Origin of the sequence: Microcoleus sp. LAD1_D5 (genome assembly GCF_036702115.1) — a bacterium.
Lineage (GTDB): Bacteria > Cyanobacteriota > Cyanobacteriia > Cyanobacteriales > Microcoleaceae > Microcoleus.
Window position 1 is genome coordinate 57,301 of sequence record NZ_JAUBSA010000014.1, and the last position, 20,132, is coordinate 77,432.

At 44.5% G+C, this 20,132-nt stretch carries 21 protein-coding genes and 1 other RNA gene; 16 read left to right on the forward strand and 6 right to left on the reverse strand.

Annotation, left to right across the window (positions count from 1 at the left end; all coding sequences use genetic code 11):
* Positions 1-167 precede the first annotated feature (167 nt).
* Positions 168-2,654 (reverse strand): putative PEP-binding protein, encoded by a 2,487-nt coding sequence (locus tag QUA70_RS09170; protein WP_333346392.1) that lies wholly within the window; start codon positions 2,652-2,654, stop codon positions 168-170.
* Positions 2,655-2,726: 72 nt separating this feature from the next.
* On the opposite strand from QUA70_RS09170, the gene QUA70_RS09175 reads away from it, so the two are divergent.
* Positions 2,727-3,413, forward strand: a complete 687-nt coding sequence (locus QUA70_RS09175) for a ComF family protein (protein ID WP_333335176.1) — start codon at positions 2,727-2,729, stop codon at positions 3,411-3,413.
* A 138-nt stretch (positions 3,414-3,551) separates the two neighbouring features.
* Here QUA70_RS09175 and QUA70_RS09180 read toward each other — a convergent pair whose 3' ends face one another.
* On the reverse strand, positions 3,552-4,106 hold the full coding sequence (locus QUA70_RS09180; RefSeq protein ID WP_333335178.1) for a 2'-5' RNA ligase family protein: 555 nt from the start codon (positions 4,104-4,106) through the stop codon (positions 3,552-3,554).
* Positions 4,107-4,226: 120 nt separating this feature from the next.
* Here QUA70_RS09180 and QUA70_RS09185 point away from each other — a divergent pair, with 120 nt between their 5' ends.
* The 12 genes from QUA70_RS09185 to QUA70_RS09240 all read left to right on the forward strand — a co-directional run bounded on the left by QUA70_RS09185 (position 4,227) and on the right by QUA70_RS09240 (position 12,530).
* Positions 4,227-4,493 carry a YciI family protein gene (locus tag QUA70_RS09185; RefSeq protein ID WP_006632991.1) on the forward strand — a complete coding sequence of 89 codons (267 nt, stop codon included), beginning with the start codon at positions 4,227-4,229 and terminating at the stop codon, positions 4,491-4,493.
* A gap of 23 nt (positions 4,494-4,516) precedes the next feature.
* An RNA gene (gene ffs / locus QUA70_RS09190) (signal recognition particle sRNA small type) lies at positions 4,517-4,613 on the forward strand.
* Positions 4,614-4,636: 23 nt separating this feature from the next.
* Complete coding sequence (locus tag QUA70_RS09195; protein ID WP_333335181.1) at positions 4,637-5,017, forward strand: phasin-related domain-containing protein; 381 nt, start codon at positions 4,637-4,639, stop codon at positions 5,015-5,017.
* 198 nt (positions 5,018-5,215) lie between these two features.
* Positions 5,216-5,659: a hypothetical protein gene (locus QUA70_RS09200; RefSeq protein WP_242723709.1), complete on the forward strand. Its 444-nt coding sequence runs from the start codon at positions 5,216-5,218 to the stop codon at positions 5,657-5,659.
* Between the two features lie 34 nt (positions 5,660-5,693).
* A complete protein-coding gene (locus tag QUA70_RS09205; RefSeq protein ID WP_333335185.1) occupies positions 5,694-6,263 on the forward strand; it encodes a Uma2 family endonuclease in 570 nt (189 codons plus the stop codon).
* A gap of 96 nt (positions 6,264-6,359) precedes the next feature.
* On the forward strand, positions 6,360-7,706 hold the full coding sequence (locus QUA70_RS09210) for a DNA phosphorothioation system restriction enzyme (RefSeq protein WP_333346455.1): 1,347 nt from the start codon (positions 6,360-6,362) through the stop codon (positions 7,704-7,706).
* 87 nt (positions 7,707-7,793) lie between these two features.
* Complete coding sequence (locus QUA70_RS09215; protein WP_333346389.1) at positions 7,794-8,069, forward strand: hypothetical protein; 276 nt, start codon at positions 7,794-7,796, stop codon at positions 8,067-8,069.
* The gene (locus tag QUA70_RS09220) at positions 8,066-10,132 is read left to right on the forward strand and encodes an AAA family ATPase (RefSeq protein WP_333346386.1); all 2,067 of its coding nucleotides are present in this window, start codon (positions 8,066-8,068) and stop codon (positions 10,130-10,132) included. The genes QUA70_RS09215 and QUA70_RS09220 overlap by 4 nt, the downstream gene beginning before the upstream one ends.
* Positions 10,122-10,778: a Uma2 family endonuclease gene (locus QUA70_RS09225; protein WP_333335193.1), complete on the forward strand. Its 657-nt coding sequence runs from the start codon at positions 10,122-10,124 to the stop codon at positions 10,776-10,778. Before QUA70_RS09220 ends, QUA70_RS09225 begins: the two co-directional genes overlap by 11 nt.
* Before the next feature lie 12 nt (positions 10,779-10,790).
* The gene (locus QUA70_RS09230) at positions 10,791-11,120 is read left to right on the forward strand and encodes a nucleoside triphosphate pyrophosphohydrolase (protein ID WP_333335194.1); all 330 of its coding nucleotides are present in this window, start codon (positions 10,791-10,793) and stop codon (positions 11,118-11,120) included.
* A 134-nt stretch (positions 11,121-11,254) separates the two neighbouring features.
* Positions 11,255-11,725: a DNA phosphorothioation-associated protein 4 gene (locus QUA70_RS09235; protein ID WP_333335197.1), complete on the forward strand. Its 471-nt coding sequence runs from the start codon at positions 11,255-11,257 to the stop codon at positions 11,723-11,725.
* Positions 11,726-11,933: 208 nt separating this feature from the next.
* Positions 11,934-12,530, forward strand: a complete 597-nt coding sequence (locus tag QUA70_RS09240) for an endonuclease/exonuclease/phosphatase family protein (RefSeq protein WP_333346383.1) — start codon at positions 11,934-11,936, stop codon at positions 12,528-12,530.
* Positions 12,531-12,806: 276 nt separating this feature from the next.
* Here QUA70_RS09240 and QUA70_RS09245 read toward each other — a convergent pair whose 3' ends face one another.
* From QUA70_RS09245 to QUA70_RS09255, 3 genes are all read right to left on the reverse strand, one after another.
* Positions 12,807-13,199 (reverse strand): type II toxin-antitoxin system VapC family toxin, encoded by a 393-nt coding sequence (locus tag QUA70_RS09245; protein ID WP_172191416.1) that lies wholly within the window; start codon positions 13,197-13,199, stop codon positions 12,807-12,809.
* Positions 13,200-13,451 carry a DUF2281 domain-containing protein gene (locus tag QUA70_RS09250; RefSeq protein ID WP_333335203.1) on the reverse strand — a complete coding sequence of 84 codons (252 nt, stop codon included), beginning with the start codon at positions 13,449-13,451 and terminating at the stop codon, positions 13,200-13,202. It lies immediately after the preceding gene.
* Between the two features lie 97 nt (positions 13,452-13,548).
* Complete coding sequence (locus tag QUA70_RS09255; RefSeq protein ID WP_333346380.1) at positions 13,549-15,141, reverse strand: DGQHR domain-containing protein; 1,593 nt, start codon at positions 15,139-15,141, stop codon at positions 13,549-13,551.
* A 230-nt stretch (positions 15,142-15,371) separates the two neighbouring features.
* Between QUA70_RS09255 and dndB the strand changes: the two genes are divergently transcribed.
* Positions 15,372-16,508: a DNA sulfur modification protein DndB gene (gene dndB / locus QUA70_RS09260; protein WP_333346377.1), complete on the forward strand. Its 1,137-nt coding sequence runs from the start codon at positions 15,372-15,374 to the stop codon at positions 16,506-16,508.
* Between the two features lie 31 nt (positions 16,509-16,539).
* On the opposite strand, the gene QUA70_RS09265 is transcribed toward dndB, so the two are convergent.
* On the reverse strand, positions 16,540-17,151 hold the full coding sequence (locus tag QUA70_RS09265) for a hypothetical protein (protein ID WP_333346374.1): 612 nt from the start codon (positions 17,149-17,151) through the stop codon (positions 16,540-16,542).
* 222 nt (positions 17,152-17,373) lie between these two features.
* Between QUA70_RS09265 and QUA70_RS09270 the strand changes: the two genes are divergently transcribed.
* Complete coding sequence (locus QUA70_RS09270) at positions 17,374-18,342, forward strand: HNH endonuclease (RefSeq protein WP_333346371.1); 969 nt, start codon at positions 17,374-17,376, stop codon at positions 18,340-18,342.
* 22 nt (positions 18,343-18,364) lie between these two features.
* Complete coding sequence (gene dndC / locus QUA70_RS09275; RefSeq protein ID WP_333346370.1) at positions 18,365-20,083, forward strand: DNA phosphorothioation system sulfurtransferase DndC; 1,719 nt, start codon at positions 18,365-18,367, stop codon at positions 20,081-20,083.
* The last annotated feature ends 49 nt before the right edge of the window (positions 20,084-20,132 follow it).

The following is a 20,132-nucleotide window of genomic DNA, read 5'->3' on the forward strand; positions in this document are numbered from 1 at the left end:
TGTCGGGGCGGTTGATATATCTAATTAGAAACCGGGTTTCTGTAGTTGTTAATAGTCCTGGACGCACGGGTTGTCTAGAAACCGGGTTTCTGAGCGGGTAGCTGCTTGCCAAAGCTATGATTTAGAGTAGAAACGGGATTTCTGAGGTCAAGTGCGTCCGGGAGTGGTTAATTGTTAATTATTGATCGAGCGGCTTCTAGCAGCAGGCGCTGTTCGGCGCGGACGATCGCCCTACAAGTTTGTTCTACAGAATCGACATTGACCGAAATAGACGAAATCCCCCACCGCACAAAGGATTCAACTGTCTCGGGATACAAAGCTGGAGCGTCGCCACAGATCGAGCAAGGAATGCCGGCAGCCCGGGCCTGAAGGATTAATTGTTCGATCGCCCTCATCACTGCTCGATCGCGCCCGTTGAAAGCACTTGCTACCAGGTCGGAGTGGCGGTGAATGCCTAACAGCAATTGGGTTAAATCGTTGGTGCCGATGGAAATTCCTTGAACTCCTGCTTTTACGTAATCTGGCAATAAAAATAACACCGAAGGAACTTCCGCCATAATCCACAGTTGAAAGTCGGCTGAGCGGTTTTTCCAAACTGTTTCTAAGCGCTGGCGGCAGTAGATAAACTCGTCAACTGAACGCACGAAAGGCAAAATTAAATTAACATTTGTATAGCCTGACTCCCAGACTTTTTGAAGTACGCACAGTTCCCAATCAAATAACTCGGGTTCAAAGGTATTACTGAAACTGCCGTGGGCGCCTGACTCGCGCAAATCCAGAGAGCGATAAAATATCGGCCGCGGCGAAACTGCAGCAGCAAATAAACTCAGGCAATCCGCCATGCGATCGACAAATTCCGATTGGCGGCCGTTTTGCAACCAAATTTTGGGGTTTTGACAGTCCAAAGCTTCCAATGCCATTAATTCCGATCGCAGCAATCCGATGCCGTCTATTGGCAGATTTTTGAGGCGGTCGATCGAACTTGTTTGGCTGACATTAACTAGCACTTGAGTCGCCGTTGGTGGCCCCCAAACATATTCGGCAGACTCAGATTGTCGAGATTTAGGCCCGGAATTGGACGATCGATCAGAGGTAGAAGATTGGTGCTTGGCTATTGACATTTTGGCTGCTGTACTGTATATATCGGCATTTTTTGCTGTGTCCCAAAGTCGGCGGCTGTCTCCTGTGTCGATCGCATCCTGTTGGGCGAGGGCAAAAACTTCTCCGCTATCGCCGTCTACCAAAACGGAATCGCCCGAGGCGATCGCCCGAGTGGCCCCGGTCACTCCCACAACGGCGGGAATCCCCAATTCTCTAGCTAAAATGGCGCCGTGGCAGGTCATGCCTCCTTGTTCCGCCACCACCCCAGCAGCAACCTTCAGCCAAGGCAGCCAATTCGGCTCGATTGTCCGGGCTACCAAAATGCCTCCGGCTAAGAATTCCGCGTTTTCTGGGTGGGAATTAGTCATAACTTGGGCAATTGCTTCGGCTTTTCCTGATGCTGCTCCCACACCTCTAAGTATCGCAGGAGTTCGGGCTGGGGCGATCGAGTTTGGCTGCGGGAGGGCGATCGGATTTTCCTCTATCGGCGCGACTTTTTCCCCTTTTACAAGACGAACTTGAGTGAAATAAAACTGCGGTTCGCTGCTGTTTTCTCTCTGGTTTAGCGTCCACTCTAAGATTAAATCTGAGTCAAATTCGGCGCTCACTTTTTTACTCAATTCAATAATTTTTTGCAGTTGCAATTCCTCTAAAACGTATTCTGTTTGTCCTTCCTCTCCCAGCCCTAAAACTTCCACGCAACTCTCAGGAAAATCAGGAATTAGGAATGAAGAATCAGGAATTAAAAAAGCAGCAAACTTGCCGATATGCAGTTCTTTTTTCGGTTCTCCATCGCCGATTTTGAGATTGTAGGCTAATGTTTTGTAACCGATACGCTGGAATTTAACCGCGCTTGTTTCCGGCTGCACTTGATAGTAATCCGGGATGGTTTCTCCCCTAGCGAGGGACAATCCCAAACCGCTGGTGGCTTGGATTTCCCACTGTACACCCGCCTTTGTTTTCACCTCGCCTGCGGCGATGGCTTCTTGAAGTGGCTGCACCAAAACTGCGGGATTGATTTGCTGTACCCGCAGGCCGCACCGCTGCCAGTAAAATAGACTTCGGGCTCTGAACATTTCTGCCCAAGCTCGTTTGAGTCCGGCCCCAATGGCTTCGGGTTCTGCCCGTACTGCCTGAGATTCCAGAATGCCGACTGTTTTCGGGTTCCAGGAAGTCAGGGAAGGGCGAAAAATTAAGGCTGTGGAGTTTAAGTTTGACTTTGAGTTGAGTTGACTAACAGCAGACTCTAGGGTGGAGAGCAGTGAATCTGGCAGTTTGCCGGCGAGGATTTGGTGGCGGATGCTGCGGGCGATCGATTGCAGTTGTCTGGGTTCATCGACATTCAAGTGCAAGGAAGAGTGTGGCCAGTCAGCAAACAGCGGTTCTAGGCACTCGATCGACTCTAAAAACTGCCAGAATGTTGTAGCTGGCACGACAAAACCCGGTACAACGGGATGATTTTTCTGGAGCAAACAGCTCAAGTAAAATGCTTTTTCTCCCACTGCATCTCGGTCTGAAGGTTGAATTTTGTCTAACCAGTAGAGGTTTTTCACGCTACGAGCCTGTCCGTGGAAACAAATTGAATTTGATAGTTTTTCCCATTAATCACTTACCACAATTTTAGGATGAAAAAGCGACAATGGACGGGATTAGTCAAATCTTTTCTCAATCTATTTCTTAAGTCTAACTGTCCTCTTTGTCAGCGACCGGCCGCCGGAGAGTTTTGTCCGTACTGTCACAAGCAACTTCAGCGATGTCAGTTAAGCGATCCGGGTCGATTTTGGGATTCAGAGCAGCGTGTTTTTGTGTGGGGTGAGTACGGCGGGGCTCTTAAACGGGCGATCGCAGCTTTGAAATATGACGGCAATCCGCAATTAGCCAAACCTCTAGGCGGCTGGCTGGCAGAATCTTGGCTGAGTTTTCCCGAATTAGCTATAGACAATCTAACAGTTGTACCGATTCCCATGCACAAAGAAAAGGTCAAGGAGCGCGGTTTTAACCAAGCGGAACTTTTGGCTGAAAGTTTTTGTGAGCTGACTGGTTTGCCTTTGCAGCGGCACGGTTTGGAGCGGGTGAAAAATACTCAGGCTTTATTCGCTCTGACGCCACAGCAGCGGCAAGCGGAAATGAAAAATGCTTTAAGTTTGGGCAAAGATTTTCGTCGCCGGCTCCCGCGCGATCGAGTGCTGTTAGTTGATGATATTTACACTAGCGGTACTACGGTTAAGTCGGCAATTAAAATATTGAAACTGTCGGGAATTTCGGTTTATGGAACTGTGGCACTTGCAACTCCGAATAAGAGCGATCGGTAAGCTGTGACTGGCTTTAATTTTAAACAGGTTTGTAGTGAGGAAATGATATTTATCAGGATTTCCTAAGAAAAAAAATTTGGAAAAACGAACCGCGAAGACGCGAAGTCCGCGAAGGAAGAGAAAGAAGAGAGAGAGTGTTTAGGCCGAAAGCGGGAATTGGTTGCTGATGTTCCACCGGCTGCCGTCGTGAAGCAGTAAAGTTAATGCCGAAGCGGTAAACTCAAAGTGGAGCGATCGCCCGGAGAATTCCAGCCAAGCCGTTTGAAAATTATCCTTAGTTAAATCGCGAAAGGCTACTGTCATGTGCGGTACAAATGGGCGAGTCTGAGAAACTCGATCGACTATTCCCAAAGTTGCCTCGATATAACTCATCAAATCTTTGTGAATCTCCAGCAATTCGGGTGATTTGACAACATCAGCGTAAATGACACGGGGGGCAAAAGCAGCAAAACCGGATAGAGTAACGGGAATTGAGAGTCGGTTTGCAGAAAACTGGTTCAAACTTTCCTCTAGTTTGGGAACACTCTCCGCTAAGCATTCAAAAGGAGGTTGCAGCGTGATGTGCGGCGGCGAATTCAAAGCACCGCGGCTGTTGTAGTGTTCCGCAAAATATAGTTTAATCTCAGTAATGTGCTGTTCAATATCGGGAGGTGGCACTAAGGCAATAAAAAATCGCTGTTTTGACTGGTTCATGGGATAACATCGCAGTTAAGAAAGGATGGTGGAAAATGGAATATAGAGCATTTGCCCTAGATCCCATTGCTGATCACCCATTCTCAATCTAAAATATAAAATCTAAAATCCCAAATAAAAATGCCTTGGTTTGTCAAAATTGAGCAAGGAATTGTCGAAAAGCCTGTCTTTGACCAATACGTGCCAGCTCACAGAGCTTATGTCCGAGAGTTGATTTCTAAAGGACACCGAGCGAAAACTGGCTACTGGGGGCGGCGGGGCGGCGGTATGTTGCTGTTTGAGGCTGGTTCGATGGATGAGGCGAAGGCGATCGTCGCTGAAGACCCGCTGGTGAAGAATGGTTGCGTTATTTATGAAATTTATCACTGGTGTGTGGTTGAAGAATAAATAACTGTGTTATACTCATAAATGAACTGGACCCACGCGATTCCAACGCCCAAATCTTGTCAGGACCGGAAGGTAGCAGCAACACGGGATGCTTGTAATAGGCGTGGTCTCCGGTTCACCCAGTTTTATGAGGTGTAGCTCCTATGCCTGGTTTCGGAGATATTTTACAAAAAGCAGTTTACCTTGGTGTCGGGCTCGCTTCCTATGCGGGTGAAAAAGCTGGCAGCAAGTTAACTGAATTACGCACTGAAGCCCAAAAGCTGGCAGACGAATTAGTCAAGCGTGGCGAGATGTCCACGGAAGAAGCTCGCCGCTTTGTTGATGATATGGTGCAACAGGCTCAGCAGCAGCCTCCCGTAGAATCGGCTGGGAACGAAAAACCCGCTGAACCTCGGCGGATTGAGATTATTTCTGAGGAAGAAGATGTCTCGGCAAAAGATGTTAAAGAGACAGGCGGCGTAGACAAGCTCCGCGAACAGGTGCAGAATTTACAAGAGGAATTGCGGCGGCTGAAGCGAGATTAAACTCAAAAAAGCTCGCTCAGCAAAGCATGAAGGGAACTCAGGATAATACTCTTGAGTTCCCTTTTTGAATATCTCCCCTGTCAGATGTGGACGGATATCAGGCAATAGGTAATAGAATTGAAAGTAGGTGCAAGCACTTCACTTGAGGCTGGCTGCACTTGTCCGTAAAATATTTTGTAATAGCAAGCTGTCAAATTCATGGAAGATTGGTCTAAAGATTTTTTCGGAGTAATGGAAAATGCTGTTTCTGAAGTAGAGCATTTTTTCAGCGAAATGGGCGAAGAGTTTGTCGAAATGCTGGACGTTTTGGCAAAAATGTCGGAAGAGTTTACAGAAGAAGTACAAAATAATCTGATTAACGACATTGACGGTTATTTCAATGAATTTGACGGTTTATTTAATGAATTTATCGAACCGATAATTGAAATTTGCCGCGACTTCGACCCGGAGTTTGATGAGATAGATTTGTCGATGGTGACTTATGTAGACCCTTCGCCGACGCAGCAGCCGGCTTGTCGTGGTTGTCGCAACTATCACGGTCAAGTTTATGGGGGAAATTTGTTGGTTTGTGCGATGCACCCTACTGGTGTGGAATCGGAGAGTTGTGCGGATTGGGAAACAGACGGCGATGCAGATTTTTAATGGCGGAGTTGATTTGTTGAGGGGTTAATGGCTTATGGTAACGTCAATTCAGTCTCCGTCAAAGATTTCTCTGGAAGAGTTTCTGCTATTGCCACAGACTAAGCCGGCTAGCGAGTATGTTGATGGTCAAATTTATCAAAAAGATATGCCACAAGGAAAACACAGCACGTTACAAATCAAATTTTCATCCGCTATTAATCAAGTTGGCCAACCGCAAAAGTTAGCTTTTGCTTTTCCTGAATTGCGCTGTACTTTTGGGGGATGTGCTGTTGTTCCAGATTTAGCAGTATTTGAGTGGTGGCGCATTCCTCTGAATTCTCAGGAAGAAATTGAAAATAGGTTTGAAATTGCTCCGGATTGGATAATTGAGGTTTTATCGCCGGAGCAAAGTTCAACTCGCGTGATTAAGAAGATTCTGTTTTGCCTGAAGAATCATACTAAATTAGGTTGGCTGATTGACCCGGAAGAAGAATGGGTAATTGTTTTTAAACCGCAGCAGGAACCTGAGATTAAAGAGAATGAAGATATTTTACCTGTGCTCGATGTGCTGTCGGATTTGCAACTGTCGGCGGATGATTTGTTTGGGCTGTTAAGTTTTAATTAGAAATGAGTTACAGTTGAGTCAGGGTAATTTTGCATCTAACGACATTGAAAGGTGAATCGCTCAACGGCTAATAATTCGCAATTTGGGTTTCCGAAAATGCCGCCCTCGCTGCAATTACGACAGTATCAGCGAGTGGCGGTTGCTAATTGGTTTGCGAATCAGGGACGCGGTACGCTGAAGATGGCGACGGGTAGCGGCAAGACGATTACTGCACTGGCGATCGCCACTGAATTATACAATAAAATTAACCTGCAAGTCCTGCTGGTAATTTGCCCTTACTGTCACCTGGTGAATCAGTGGGCGCGCGAATCGGAGAAATTTGGTTTAAAACCTATTTTGGCTTTTGATAGCGCCCGCAGTTGGCAGAATAAGCTGGCTGGGGGTTTGTATGAAGTGCGAGCGGGCGATCGAGCATTTCTCACAATCATCACTACTAATGCTACCTTAATGGGAGATAGTTTGCGATCGCAACTGCGCTATTTCCCAGAAAAAACCCTGATTATTGGAGACGAAGTTCACAACTTAGGCGCGCCCCGTTTAGGACAAAGTTTGCCGCGCAATATTGGACTGCGACTCGCCCTTTCCGCCACACCAGAAAGGCATTTCGACGAAGAGGGAACCGAAGCTATTTTAGATTATTTCGGCCCAGTGTTGCAGCCGGAACTCACCTTAGCTGACGCCATCCGCCAAAAAGCATTAGTACATTATTTATACTATCCAATTTTAGTAGAATTGACAGAAGCCGAAACCCGCAAGTATTCCCGCTTAACTCAAAAGATTGGCTGGGCGCTTTGGGGCGATGAAAAAGTAGAAGAAAACGATGCTTTAACGACTCTATTAATGCAGCGAGCCCGGTTGATTGGAGCGGCTGCTAATAAATTAGTAGCTTTGCGAGAATTAATGATTCACCGTCTCGACACAAGCCATACTTTATTTTACTGTGGCGACGGTGCGATTGAAGGAGGTGCGCGCCGAAATAACAACCGCCAACTAACAGAAACCGCGAAGTTATTGGGTTCAGAATTAGGCTACCGAGTTAACACTTATACGGCGGCCACTCCTTTAGCAGAAAGAGAACGATTACGTCAGCAATTTGAGAGTGGAGAATTGCAAGGTTTGGTAGCGATTCGGTGTTTGGATGAAGGCGTGGATATTCCTGCAATTCGCAATGCTGTAATTTTAGCAAGCAGCAGCAATCCGCGCCAGTTTATTCAGCGCCGGGGACGGATTTTGCGGCCGCATCCGGGGAAGGAAAGAGCAACTTTATTTGACATGATAGTTTTGCCTCCAGATTTGGGCAGAGAAACCTTAGAAGTCGAGCGCAATTTGCTGCGAAAAGAGTTGAAGCGGTTCTTGGAATTTGCCGATTTAGCCGACAATGCTGGGGAAGCTAGGGTGAAATTGTTGCAAATTCAGAGGCGTTACGGGCTATTAGACATTTGACATTTATTAAGGTTCGGTTTATGTTTGAGAATAGAGAATTATTTGATCGCAGTTTTAGTTGCTACTTTTAATATTTGCAAAAAAAATATGACGGAAAATCTGAATGAAAATTTGATTATGGCATTTAGATATGAAGATAGTGCGATCGCAGCCTTACCGACAAGCATTTTAGCAGAAAAGCGTTCTTCTTATCAAACTCATCAGGAATTCAGCGACGTACAGGAACCAATTACTAGCGCGCCGCCAGAAGTTCGACAAATTATCGAGCGGGTATTGGAACTTGAAAAAGATAAACTCTACATGAGGGCTCCCCGCTATATTAGCGATGACATTTTGAAAATTATTAAGGAAGCAATTGTATGAAGTTAATTTCAATTACTCTGTGCAATTTTAGGCAGTTTCACGGCAAAACTCCCGAAATTAAGCTTGCTTGGGGCGAGCAAAATATTACGGTAATTCACGGTAATAACGGTGCTGGAAAAACAGCTTTGATGAATGCCTTTACGTGGGGACTTTACGGAAAACTTAGCGCGGCTGTTGCTGCGGAAGAACAATTAGTCAATAAACGCGCTATTGCGGAAGCAAAACCGGGTAAAAGAGTAGATTGTTGGGTGGAAATCGTGTTTGAACACGACAGCAAGCGCTACAAAACAAAGCGTAGTTGCCGCGCTTATAAAAGTGAAAATACTGTAGAACACATCAAAAACGAATTGTCGATGCAGGTAGTGAGGGATGACGGTCGCTGTGTGCTGCCACCGCAGCATCCAGATGATATTATCGGACGGATTTTGCCGGAAAGTTTGCATCAATATTTCTTTTTTGATGGGGAGCGAATCGAGCAAATTGTTCGGCACGATAAGAAAGCCGAAATTGCTGAAGCTACTAAGGAATTGCTGGGAGTAGAGGTATTGAATCGCTCGATCCGACATTTGGGAGATGCCAAAAAGTCACTAGAAACAGATTTAAGAATGATGGGCGGTTCCGAAATCAAGAAACTTTTAAAAGATAAGCAAAAATCTCAGGAAGAGGTTGAACAACTTTTACAAAAACAAGTGGAAATTGAGCAGGAGTTGACTCATCAAGGTGAGGTCAAAAAAGCAGTTAACGGTGATTTGCTGGAAATCAGCGGTGCTGCTGAGTGGCAACAGTTGCGAGAGGAATTGTCCAAGCAGCGGAGTTTATTTAAGCAACAAATTGTTCTGGCTTCAGATGCGATGAAACGAGCAATTTCTATGCGCGGTTACGCGGTATTTTTGTCGGATGCGGCGGCTGAATTTAAAGTGATTGTCGGTGGTTTACGGGAGAAAGGCGAGTTGCTTTCGGGGATTCAACGGCCGTTTTTGGAAGAGTTATTAGCGCAGCAGCGGTGTATCTGCGGTGCGGGATTAGTGGAGGGTTCTGAAGCTTGCGAAAATGTTAGCGGTTGGATGGATAAAGCGGGTGTTGGCGATGTGGAAGAAAATACTATTCGGATTAGCGATCGGGTAAATGAATTTGATAGGCAAGTGGCAGATTTTTGGGAGGAGATTGATCGGCAGCAAGGCAACATCAGCCGCGACAGAACCGAACTTTCTAAGGTGGAAACGCAGTTAGACGATATTCACAACAAGTTGCGAAATTTTCCTGACGGCGATGTCAGCCGCTTGCAAAAGCGCTTGGATGAAATTGAGGCAAAAATTGGCGATTTGCACCGGGAAACAGGCTCTAACCAGCAGCAGATTGAGAGTTTGAATGTGCAGGTGTCGGCTTTGGACAAGCAAATCGATAAGCAGCAACTGAATGAGCAAAGGCAAGTATTAGCCCAGCGCCGGATTGCTGCGACTCAGGATGCGATCGATCGCCTAACTGAAGTGCGCTCGCGCTTAGAAAAACAGTTTTGTTCTCAGTTGGAAAAACGGGTGCAAGATATTTTTAGTCAAATTTCTTTTACTCCTTACATCCCCAAGTTGAGCGATAAATACGAACTGACGCTAGTAGAAAATACGTCGGGTAGAGAATCTTTGGTTGCCGCTTCTACAGGAGAAAATCAAATTCTCAGTTTATCGTTTATCGGCGGAATTATTGAGGGCGTGCGTGAGTGGAGTCAAAAGAATACTTTGATGGGCCCGGATAGCAGTACATTTCCAATTGTGATGGATTCTCCCTTTGGGAGTTTGGACGAGATTTATCGCAAGCAAATCGCGAATAAGCTGCCGAAGTTGGCGAATCAATTGGTAGTTTTGGTAACTAAAACTCAGTGGCGCGGAGAAGTTGCTCAAGAGATGGAAAGTTGCACGGGCCGGGAATACGTGCTGGTGTACAATTCTCCCAAAGCTGATTGTGAAGAAGATGCGATCGAACTGGGCGGGACGCGCTATCCTTTAGTTAAGCGCAGTCCCAATGAATTTGAATATACAGAAATTGTAGAGGTGGATTATGGCTTCTAATTCGGCAATTACGCAGGCTTTGGAAACGGATATTTGGGTGAAGGCGACGTGGGAAGAGTTTCTAAATTTTGCTGAGGATTCAGCATGGGAAAAGGGCAAATTTTATTACTATCAAGAACACATGAGGGTAGAAATGTCACCAGTAGGGCCATTGCACGCGCGTCATAATTCAATCATCCCGTATGTAGTTATTCTGTTTGCTACATTGAGAAATATCCGAGTAGTTCAATTTGCTAATGCCAGTTTTAGGAAAGCAGGTATTCGCGAGTTTCAACCTGATTTAGCTTACTACATCGGTTCCGATTTGAGAGTTCCTCCTAATGACAGTAATTCACCTGTTGATTTGGATGAATACGATCCGCCTAATTTGGTAATAGAAATTGGTGCATCTTCTTTTAACGATGATTTAGGCAGTAAGCGGTTGCTTTACGAAAATGCAGGAATTAGTGAATATTGGGTGGAACGTGCAAACACGCGGGAGGTTTTTGCGTTTGCGATTAATGGCGGAGGTAGCGGGAGAATTCAAGAGTCGCGGGTTTTACCGGGGCTGGAAATCCGGTTAGTTGAGGAAGCTTTGAACCGGAGTCAAACCCAAGATGATGGGGAAATTAATCGCTGGTTGATTCAAACTTTTAGTCAAGGTTGAAAGGAGTTTGACGTGGAAAAAGAGTATCATAAGTTGGTGCGCGATCGCATTCCTGAAATTATTCGCCAAAGCGGGAATGAATGCGAGTTTGTAATTTTGTCGGACGCAGAATACCGTCAAGCTTTGATGCAGAAATTGATTGAAGAAGCGGGGGAAGCGGCGGAGGCTGACGAGGAAGATTTGGTGGCGGAATTGGCGGATTTGTATGAGGTAATAGATGCGGTGATGGCGAGTTTTGGCATTTCGGGCGATCGACTTTTGGCGGAACAAATGAAGCGGCGGGAAGCAAGAGGAGGTTTTGCACAAAAAATTATGTTGTTGCGGACAAAAAGTAGAAAATAACTAATACCTGTAGGAACGGGTTTAGCGCGCCCTACAATATATCCCACCCGCACTTTATAAAAATTGCCAAGTTTGCGGATATAATTAGATTATTTACAGATGTATTTTTGTCAAAATTGAGATAGTAGTTTGCAATGGTTGCTAACAAAATTAGAATTGCTAAAGATAAAGCGGAGTTAGTCAAATCATTAACTTTATCGGATAACAACACTGGCCCTTTCCAGACTTACGCCGATGTCATCGCTTTCGCCGCATCCTTGGGAAAGCAGCGGAAAAAACGATCGCCTTTGGGGGAAATTTCTAAACGAGAACCGGGTGCGATAGATGTTGATATTTTTGTATCCAGGGGTTACGATATGGCGATTAAGTTAATTGCGATCGCCGAAACCAAAAATCCTCAAATTCTCTCCCATCTCGACGAACAATTGGAAGCAGAACGCTTGCAAATTTTTGAAGAATATGCTAATGGTGGACTGGAAATTTTGCGAGAAGAGTTGCGGGGTGCGGCGGATTATACCGATCGCCTGTTGTTGGTTTTGATTTCAGAAAGAGACAACCAACATCGGTCAAATGAAGAATTCGATTTAAGCAAGTTCTTATTTTAATAGGTTCCCAATGAAGTATGTACTAGCAGAGATCATAAAGAAAGGACTCAAGGAATCGGCAAAAATTTTCGCTTACAGCTACTCAGGATTCATTATCTGCTATTTCATTCTTAAATTAATTTTTTGGGATCGACTGTGGATTATTGCCTTAATTAGCACTTTTAGCCCCTTAATTTTATTCCCAATTTTCTTGCTTCCGATCATCGGAGTGTCAATTATCAAAAAAAGATGGTTCACTATTATTTCGGCGATCGCCTGCATTCTCCTAATAAGTTGGCTGCACCTTAAATACTTTAGCCCAAAACCAATAAACATCACAAATTCGCAGCCCAGCATCAAAGTTTTATCTCATAACCTCAGTTGGTATAAAACTCAGTCACCAACTTTAGTTAAACTGATTCAGCAGCAACAACCAGATATTATATTTTTACAAGAAATAGTTCTGAAACATAGCGAAAGAGCTTTCACCTGGTTAAAAGCAGACTACCCCTATCAAATTGGAACTCACCCTGTAGGAATTCTCAGTAAATATCCAATTGTATCCAGCGAAATACTGCACTTAGCTGGCCATCCAGAAACACAGCAGCGGGCAATTATTAAATTTAACGAACAAGAAGTAGTGATTTATAATATGCAAGCTACCGGGCCGTGGTTGAAGATATCTAAAAAATTGGGTTTTATCAAAATTCCAGTTTACAAATATGACAAACGATCGCCTGAAATTCAAGACTTAGTGCAGCGAGTTGAGCGAGAAACTCTGCCAGTAATTGTCGCGGGCGATTTTAATATGACCGACGAAACTTAAGACTATGACAGGGTGCAGAAAGTCATGCAAGATTCTTTCCGAAAATCTGGATTTGGGTTTGGTTTTACCTGGCCTCACGGTTGGGAACTTAAATTCTTGGTAAAAAGGTCGAATTGGAGATTAAATTATCCGGTTTTCCGGATTGATTATATTTGGTATTCAAAGCATTGGGGTGCTAAATCGAGTTCGGTTTTAAAGGCAACAGAGTCCGATCATTTGCCTGTAGGAGCCGAACTTATTTTGTTAAAGGAAGCCAGATTGTGAGACGTTTTTTAGTCAATACCAGTCTGCGATTGCGAGTTCTGAAACTCTAGAAAATTCGTTGACATTGTGGGTGACGAGAGTCGCTTGGAGGGCTACGGCTGTCCCTGCAATCAAAACATCCATCGGGCCGATGGGAGTACCTTGTTGCTCCAACTGGGCGCGAATTGTAGCAGCCGCAAGAGCAGCATCGCGATCGAAAGGAATAACGTTAACTCTGCTCAAAAATTGCTGAAGTTGTTGGGTACGTTTTGCCGGCGAATTGGATTTAGCAATGCCGACTTGCAACTCAAAAAGGACGATCGTAGAAACGACTATTTCCTGGGGAGAAACATTAGCAAGGTTTTGAGCAACTTGTCCTTGACCTTTGAAATAGTAGATCAAAGTGTTGGTATCCAAAACGTACATTTACAGACTCTCCCGCAGGATGTCTTGTCCGGATTCAGCACGAATATCTTCCAGGGATGGAAAATCTTTTGCCCAAGTTCCAGCAAGGGAAAAAACAAGTTCAGTCCAAGGAATCGCAGAGTCTAGGGTGTCTGTTGGTTGGTTTGCGCTCAGGTGCTTGGCACAAACGAATTCAGCGAAAGTGAGAATTTCGCTGGCTTGGTCTTTGGGAAGGGTTTTGACGATTGCGTAAATCTGTTCAGCGATGGTCATAATCTGGTTCTAGGTAAGGTGCAGATTCAATTATACAAAACCCATTTGCTCCCTGCTTTATCAGTCTTCGTCGCTGTGGACTTTGCCCAAGAAAAACTTAGCTCAGCACAGGCGGCAATCCTACCTCTTGCGGCTGCACAAATCGGCCGTTAAAACTAATAGCTTTATCCTCAAAAGTCCTCGCTTCCGCTACCGCTTGCCGCAAATGAGCTCGCTCCATATCGTCCTGAATTCCCCCCACCAAATATACAATTAACTTCGTCGCTAAATCCTTTCCAGAAACTAGCATTCGCTTTTTGTTCGGATCGTACAAAATCCCGTACCACGCAGACTCAGGATTGTCCATGTGGCTAAATCCTTCATCGACATCGTACCTGCGGAGTTTGTCGAAAATAAATTTCAGGGAAAGTTTCTTTCTAAATACTAGAATTCCCAAAGCATTAGCTAAAGCAACTTGACCGACTGGACGGAACAAAATATTTCCCTCGCCCCCTGGCTTTTCAAAACTAAATCGGCGCAATTCGGCCGTTTCTTCGCCGCTTTCAATTCTTTGATAGCTGGGCAAAGTTGCTAAATGATCGAACAATTTTTTAAACTCTTCAATTCCCTCTTTGAGTTCTTCATCTTCGGGACGCATGGGGATTAAACCTTTTCGTTCCGGCTTCCAATGAGGGAATTTGTATTCTAAATACCGTTCGGACATATCTTGCAGCGCTTGCAATGTGGTTAAGACCGTTGATTTTGCTGCGACTGTGGCGCTGTCCCAATTGACGCGGGGGTTTCTGTCATCTTGCTCTTTTAATAAGGGATGGGTGACGGCAATTTTTCGGGCTGCGATCGCAAATCCGTTATCCTCGTTCAATAATGCTAGCTGGCCCTGACTCAGCGTTACGGCCATTAGGTTAACGTGCACAAAGATCGATCGCACGCGCCGTTGTGCTTGCTGTCGCGTTTCCCCCGCTACCGCCGCCGGGATAAACTCAATTCCGATTTTTTCGTGAGCTAATTTATACACTGTTTCGGGGTCTATTTGATACTCTTCTGCTAAATCTTCCAGAGTAATTGCAGCGCCGACAGGTTTTTTATTTTTGTTGTATCTTTGCAGGATTCCGGTTTTAATTAAACTCATTAAACCTTGAACTCCCATCAGCCGATGCTGGCCGTCTAAAGCAAAAATTGAGACTTTTTGAGAGACATTCAAAAGCCCTAAGTTCTCGTTTTTATCAAAGGATGTAAATTCAGTCGCGGATTTGGTTGCTACGCCATTTTTATCCCATTCCTCGGCTAGAGGATTATCTACCCACGGGGGACTGACGACTACTAAAACTGCGGGGAATTTGTGCGATTTTCTGGCGGCTAAATATTGAGTGAGGGCGGCTTGGCGCGACCAATCTAAGGGACGCTGGATAATTTCGTCAATGGTTTCGTCGTCGCGGACGATGTTGTTGGTTTGGAGGTCGAATTTTTGGCGGAAAAGCGGCATCTGGGAGGCGAAACGGACGCGAGAGTCTAACCATTCTAGGGTGACTGAACCGATGTATGCTTCGCTGTTTCCCATCTGGGTTTTTTGTACGAAAATGCGATCGTCCTTTCCTAAATAATTATCTAATAAAAGTGCGATTTCCTGTCTGTCGCTATTTTCTTTTTCTAAAATTTTTATAGCGAGGTCATCCGCTGGGTTGGTGTTCATCGGCGGTTTTTATATAATTAGGCTATTTTTTCAAAAAATATCATATATTAAACTTTATGTCAACACTTGTTTTTAAAAAAACCTTGTGAAATACTTAAGTTATGCCCGAATAGCCCACCCTGATACCATAAAACTTGCAAAAAGTCAATAGCTATTAAGGCCCAATGCCCAATACCCCATGCCCAATGCCCCATGCCCAATGCCCCATGCCCAATGCCCCATTCTAAAATATGTCTACTCCTTCCTTTGAATACATTTTGCCGGTAATTCGGGGCATTCAAGCGGGCCGCGAATATTACGTGTCGATGTGTCCCGTGCGTTTTTTGCCGAAATTGTTTCCCTTTGAATCTGAAGATTTGCCGCCGTCTATGCGGGCGAAACGCGCCCTTAACAAAGCTAGGATTCCCGAAATTGCTGATTATTTTGTTAAGAATCCTACAAATTATACTTGTGGGGCAATTGCTGCTTCGATTGATGCGGATATTACTTTTGAAGCAGTGGGAAATGAGGCAGAAGAACGGAAAATTGGTCGCTTGCGAGTGCCGATGGATGCTAAGTTTACTATCAATGACGGACAGCATCGACGGGCGGCTTTTGAGATGGCTTTGAGGGAAAATCCGCAGTTGGGATATGAGACGGTGGCGCTGATTTTGTTTCTCGATATTGGGTTGGAAAAATCGCAGCAGATGTTTGCTGATTTGAACGGTTTTCAAGTTCCTTTGGAGGCGTCACTCAGTCTACTTTACAACCACCGGGACGATCGCGCTTTTGTGGTGAAGGCGGTTGTTAAGCAGGTTGAGGTTTTCCGGTGTTTGACTGAGATGGAGAGGGGGAGTTTGAACGGGCGATCGCACAAATTGTTTACGCTGAGTGCGATCGATCGTGCTATCATGGCTTTGCTGTCTAATATTCACGGCAGCGAACAGGCAAAACCCTCTGGTTCTCGCACCAAAAAAGAACAGAAAGAGGAAGAACTTGCTCAAAAAATACAACTGGCGGTTAGTTATTGGAATGCGGTTAGCAGTTTTATTCCAGATTGGCAATTAGTTCTGCACAAGCAAGTTGCGGCGGGGGAAATGCGCCGGGATTGCGTACACTGTCACAGTGTTGTGCTTGAGTGTTTGGGGGAAGTTGGGGCGGCTTTGCTGTCGGTTTTTCCTGAGAGTTGGGAGGAACGTTTGAGCCTTTTGCAGCAGGTTGATTGGTCGATTTCTAATCCTGATTGGGAGAATGGGATTTTGTTGAAAGGGGGGATTTCGCGATCGAGGGCGAGTGTTAGTTGGATGACTGATTATTTGAAAAAGCGGTTGGGTTTGGAAACCGCAGATGCAGCACAGGCGGGACGCCCGTGCCACCTGCGTTTGTAATTGCAGCGCCCAAATGCCGCCAAAAACTAGGCTAATTAAAATAGCGTCTGAATGGTTCTGCAAGAATGCCCAATATTTGGTCTAGCTGAGTAATAAAATATTCAGTCAAATCAATTTTTAACAACTGATTTTCTAGAATTAGGAATTTCCAGTTTGTACCCGTTGAAACTGCTCCATAAATTGCGGATTGTTCTTGCCCTTTGCGCGCATTAAATATTTGAGCGGCTGCCATCTGAGCCGCACACTGTCCCAATCCTATTCTAATATCGTTGTCTTTTGCTTCCACTAATGTCAAGACTGGGGCAGTCACCAATGATTGATTGCTCGATGCGCTGAGGAGAAAGTCACAAGCCCCGGTTAATCCTTTGCTCTCTTCTACGTTAAATGTGTTGCCGGAAAAGTAGCCGATTTTGTTATTAAAAGTGCGCCGTATTTCGAGTAGAATGGGAGTGAGGATTAATTCTGATCGAGCTTTTTCGGTGCTGATACTTGAGGCTAATTCTAAAGCTTCGTCTAGAGTTTGTGTGAGGCGTTCTGAAGGTGCGAGGGGGGTAATTTGGCTGAATAAGTGGGGAATGTCTTCAACGGTTAGATCCAGGGTTGAGACGGCTTGGTCGAGGGTTTTGAAGTCGCTGTAGGACATATTTGATTTGCGGTGGGAGATAGGATTTTTTGCACGGCAGATGCACGCGGACAGTGATATAATTATCTCCTGTCTAGGCTATAAAATTACTTTTTAGTCTGTTGACACTGCTTAAATTGTCTAGTTTCTGCATTATGGTTTTGCCTTGTGGCGCTTAACCCTCTGTTGACAATAGTGTAAAATTTCAGGTCGGATTGTATTTAATCCTAGCGGGAGGAGAAAATGACTACAGGAGAAAACTCCGAAAATAAAAATCTAGCGTATTATCGACAACGTTTTGCAGCCCTTAATGTCAGTAATACACGCCAACGTGGTCAAGCTAATCATAAGCCCATATTACTATTATCAATCATCGATCTAATTGCTCAAGGAATAATTAGGGAGAATCGAATTTATGTTTCAGACGACTTAATTAAAACCTTTAATAAATATTGGGATATCTTAGGTTCGGAATCTCACAATCGTGGTTTGCACTATCCATTTTGGCATTTGGAAGGCGATGGTTTCTGGCATAAAACATTAAAGTCGGGATTTAATGGTTCAAAGCCTAAGACCACTAACAAGCTAAGAGAAGCTGTAGAATACGGTAGTTGGGATAATGAATTATTCAGTTTACTTCAAGACCAAAATTCGAGATCGGAATTAATAGATACACTGATTGCGACATGGTTTTCATTAAATAGGGAGGATATTGGAGATATTTTGCAAGTTAATCAAGACTTTGAAAAAGTTACTCAGACAGAAAGAGAACTATCAGACTCAGCAGTAATTACTGACGCAGAACCGAAATTTTATTTAACCAAATCTGCTGTTAGAAATGCTTTTTTCAGGAAAGCAGTAGTACATACATATGATTACAAGTGTGCATTTTGTCGATTGAAAGTCATCAGGAATCTCACTCAAACTATTGTAGATGGCTCACATATTAAGCCGTTTTCAAAGTTTTATGATAATCAAATTAATAATGGGATATCATTGTGTAAAAATCATCATTGGGCTTTTGACCAGGGTTGGTTTGCTATAGATGATAATTACAGAATTATCGTCGCTGATGACTTAGAAGAGGAATCCCCCAATGCCAGATGTATGAAAGATTTTCATAGTGAAACTATTCTCCTGCCAACTTCAGACCAAGATTTACCAAGACTTGAATCGCTAGAATGGCATCGGCTGAATGTATTTAGAGCTTAATGAAGTAACTGAGGTTGAAGACATGACAGAAACAATGCAAATACCACTCTTTCCACCCCGTAGTGTTAGTGAGTTAGTGGCAGAAATCGAAAAATTAAGTAAAGAAATTAAAGAGTTATATTGTTTAGATGATATACCTTGGGTTTTAGGATATTCCGGCGGAAAAGACAGCACTACGGTAGTGCAGCTTATCTGGTATGCGATAGCAGAATTACCACCTGAAAAAAGAACGAAAAAAATCTATGTAATCACCACAGATACACTTGTAGAGAACCCTATAGTTTCTATTTGGGTACGTCAGTCATTAAAACAGATGAAGTCTGCTGCTATAGAGCAACAGCTACCAATAGAACCTTATATGCTTTATCCAGATGTCAAAGATACTTTCTGGGTAAACTTGATGGGAAAAGGCTACCCAGCACCGAGACATGGATTTCGCTGGTGTACTGAACGCCTGAAAATCCTTCCTTCTAATCGGTTTGTTCGTGATATGGTGAGAATCAATGGAGAAGTGATTCTGATATTGGGTACTCGCAAAGCTGAAAGCATTAAACGCGCGGTTTCAATGGAGAAACATGAAATAGGTCGCATGAGTGACCGTCTAAATAATAATTCTAGTTCCATTAAATCTCTGCTTTATCAGAGTCCTAGTCTGCCTAATTCCCTAATTTATAGTCCGATAGAAGATTGGCGAACTGATGAAGTCTGGATTTATCTAAATCAGTGGGCTAATCCTTGGGAAAATAGCAACAAAGATTTATTTACCATGTATCGAGGTGCAACAGCCGACAATGAATGTCCTCTAGTTGTCGATACTTCTACCCCTAGCTGCGGCAGTTCTCGCTTTGGCTGCTGGGTTTGCACAATGGTAAGCCAAGATAAATCTATGGAGGCAATGATTCAAAACGATGAGGAAAAAGAATGGATGCAACCTCTCCTCGATATTCGCAACGAATTAGACATTAAAAACGATCGCCCAAAAAGAGACTTCCGCCGCATCTACGGTAGAGTAGAACTGTTTGAACGCAACATGGGCGACGACACAACCTCCGTCGAACCCATCCCAGGGCCCTACACCAAATTCTGGCGAGAACACTGGCTGAGACGAGTCTTGGAAGCACAAACCCACATCCGCAAAACCGCACCCCTAGAAATGCGCGACATCACCTTAATTACCCCAGAAGAACTTAGCGAAATCCGCCGCATTTGGCTGGAAGAAAAGCATGAATTTGACGACTCTTTGCCCCGGATTTACGAAGAAGTTACGGGCGAACCTTTTGAAGATTCGCGTCCCGCCGCTGAAAGAAAACTCCTCGGTAGCGATGAATGGACTGTGATCGAAGACATTTGCAGCGAGGACAAAATGCACCTCGAATTGATGGCAAAACTCCTTGATACAGAACGCCAATACTACACGAAGCCCCGCCGTACAGGCATTTACGGCGATTTGGACAAATGCTTTGAAACCAGTTCGCGATCGAAGGAAGAAGCGATTGGCAACGCCCACTATCAACGCAATTTAAAAAAAGCGGTGGAAGATATTAAAGCAAATCCGGCCGAAAACATTCAGCAATTCAAAGATGCGATCGCCCAAACGAACAGTTCCGCCAAAAACGATACGGTTGATATTGCCAAACTTAAAGAAGAACTCGAAAGCAACAGCAATCAAAGCAGACAGCTATCTTGGGCGGATATTAAATTTTCACCGCCAAATTCAGGAGAGGAAAATAGCAAAGATTAGCGCGCGCTAGCCTGCGGTTAAACCCAAACTTGTTGACAGCCACCCCGCC

Excerpts from the sequence above, each read along its gene's own strand:
- QUA70_RS09175 (WP_333335176.1), top strand. The coding sequence starts at position 2,727 with ATGAAAAAGCGACAATGGACGGGATTAGTCAAATCTTTTCTCAATCTA.
- QUA70_RS09180 (WP_333335178.1), bottom strand. The coding sequence starts at position 4,106 with ATGAACCAGTCAAAACAGCGATTTTTTATTGCCTTAGTGCCACCTCCC.
- QUA70_RS09185 (WP_006632991.1), top strand. The coding sequence starts at position 4,227 with ATGCCTTGGTTTGTCAAAATTGAGCAAGGAATTGTCGAAAAGCCTGTC.
- QUA70_RS09195 (WP_333335181.1), top strand. The coding sequence starts at position 4,637 with ATGCCTGGTTTCGGAGATATTTTACAAAAAGCAGTTTACCTTGGTGTC.
- QUA70_RS09200 (WP_242723709.1), top strand. The coding sequence starts at position 5,216 with ATGGAAGATTGGTCTAAAGATTTTTTCGGAGTAATGGAAAATGCTGTT.
- QUA70_RS09205 (WP_333335185.1), top strand. The coding sequence starts at position 5,694 with ATGGTAACGTCAATTCAGTCTCCGTCAAAGATTTCTCTGGAAGAGTTT.
- QUA70_RS09210 (WP_333346455.1), top strand. The coding sequence starts at position 6,360 with ATGCCGCCCTCGCTGCAATTACGACAGTATCAGCGAGTGGCGGTTGCT.
- QUA70_RS09215 (WP_333346389.1), top strand. The coding sequence starts at position 7,794 with ATGACGGAAAATCTGAATGAAAATTTGATTATGGCATTTAGATATGAA.
- QUA70_RS09220 (WP_333346386.1), top strand. The coding sequence starts at position 8,066 with ATGAAGTTAATTTCAATTACTCTGTGCAATTTTAGGCAGTTTCACGGC.
- QUA70_RS09225 (WP_333335193.1), top strand. The coding sequence starts at position 10,122 with ATGGCTTCTAATTCGGCAATTACGCAGGCTTTGGAAACGGATATTTGG.
- QUA70_RS09235 (WP_333335197.1), top strand. The coding sequence starts at position 11,255 with ATGGTTGCTAACAAAATTAGAATTGCTAAAGATAAAGCGGAGTTAGTC.
- QUA70_RS09245 (WP_172191416.1), bottom strand. The coding sequence starts at position 13,199 with ATGTACGTTTTGGATACCAACACTTTGATCTACTATTTCAAAGGTCAA.
- QUA70_RS09250 (WP_333335203.1), bottom strand. The coding sequence starts at position 13,451 with ATGACCATCGCTGAACAGATTTACGCAATCGTCAAAACCCTTCCCAAA.
- QUA70_RS09255 (WP_333346380.1), bottom strand. The coding sequence starts at position 15,141 with ATGAACACCAACCCAGCGGATGACCTCGCTATAAAAATTTTAGAAAAA.
- dndB (WP_333346377.1), top strand. The coding sequence starts at position 15,372 with ATGTCTACTCCTTCCTTTGAATACATTTTGCCGGTAATTCGGGGCATT.
- QUA70_RS09265 (WP_333346374.1), bottom strand. The coding sequence starts at position 17,151 with ATGTCCTACAGCGACTTCAAAACCCTCGACCAAGCCGTCTCAACCCTG.
- QUA70_RS09270 (WP_333346371.1), top strand. The coding sequence starts at position 17,374 with ATGACTACAGGAGAAAACTCCGAAAATAAAAATCTAGCGTATTATCGA.
- dndC (WP_333346370.1), top strand. The coding sequence starts at position 18,365 with ATGACAGAAACAATGCAAATACCACTCTTTCCACCCCGTAGTGTTAGT.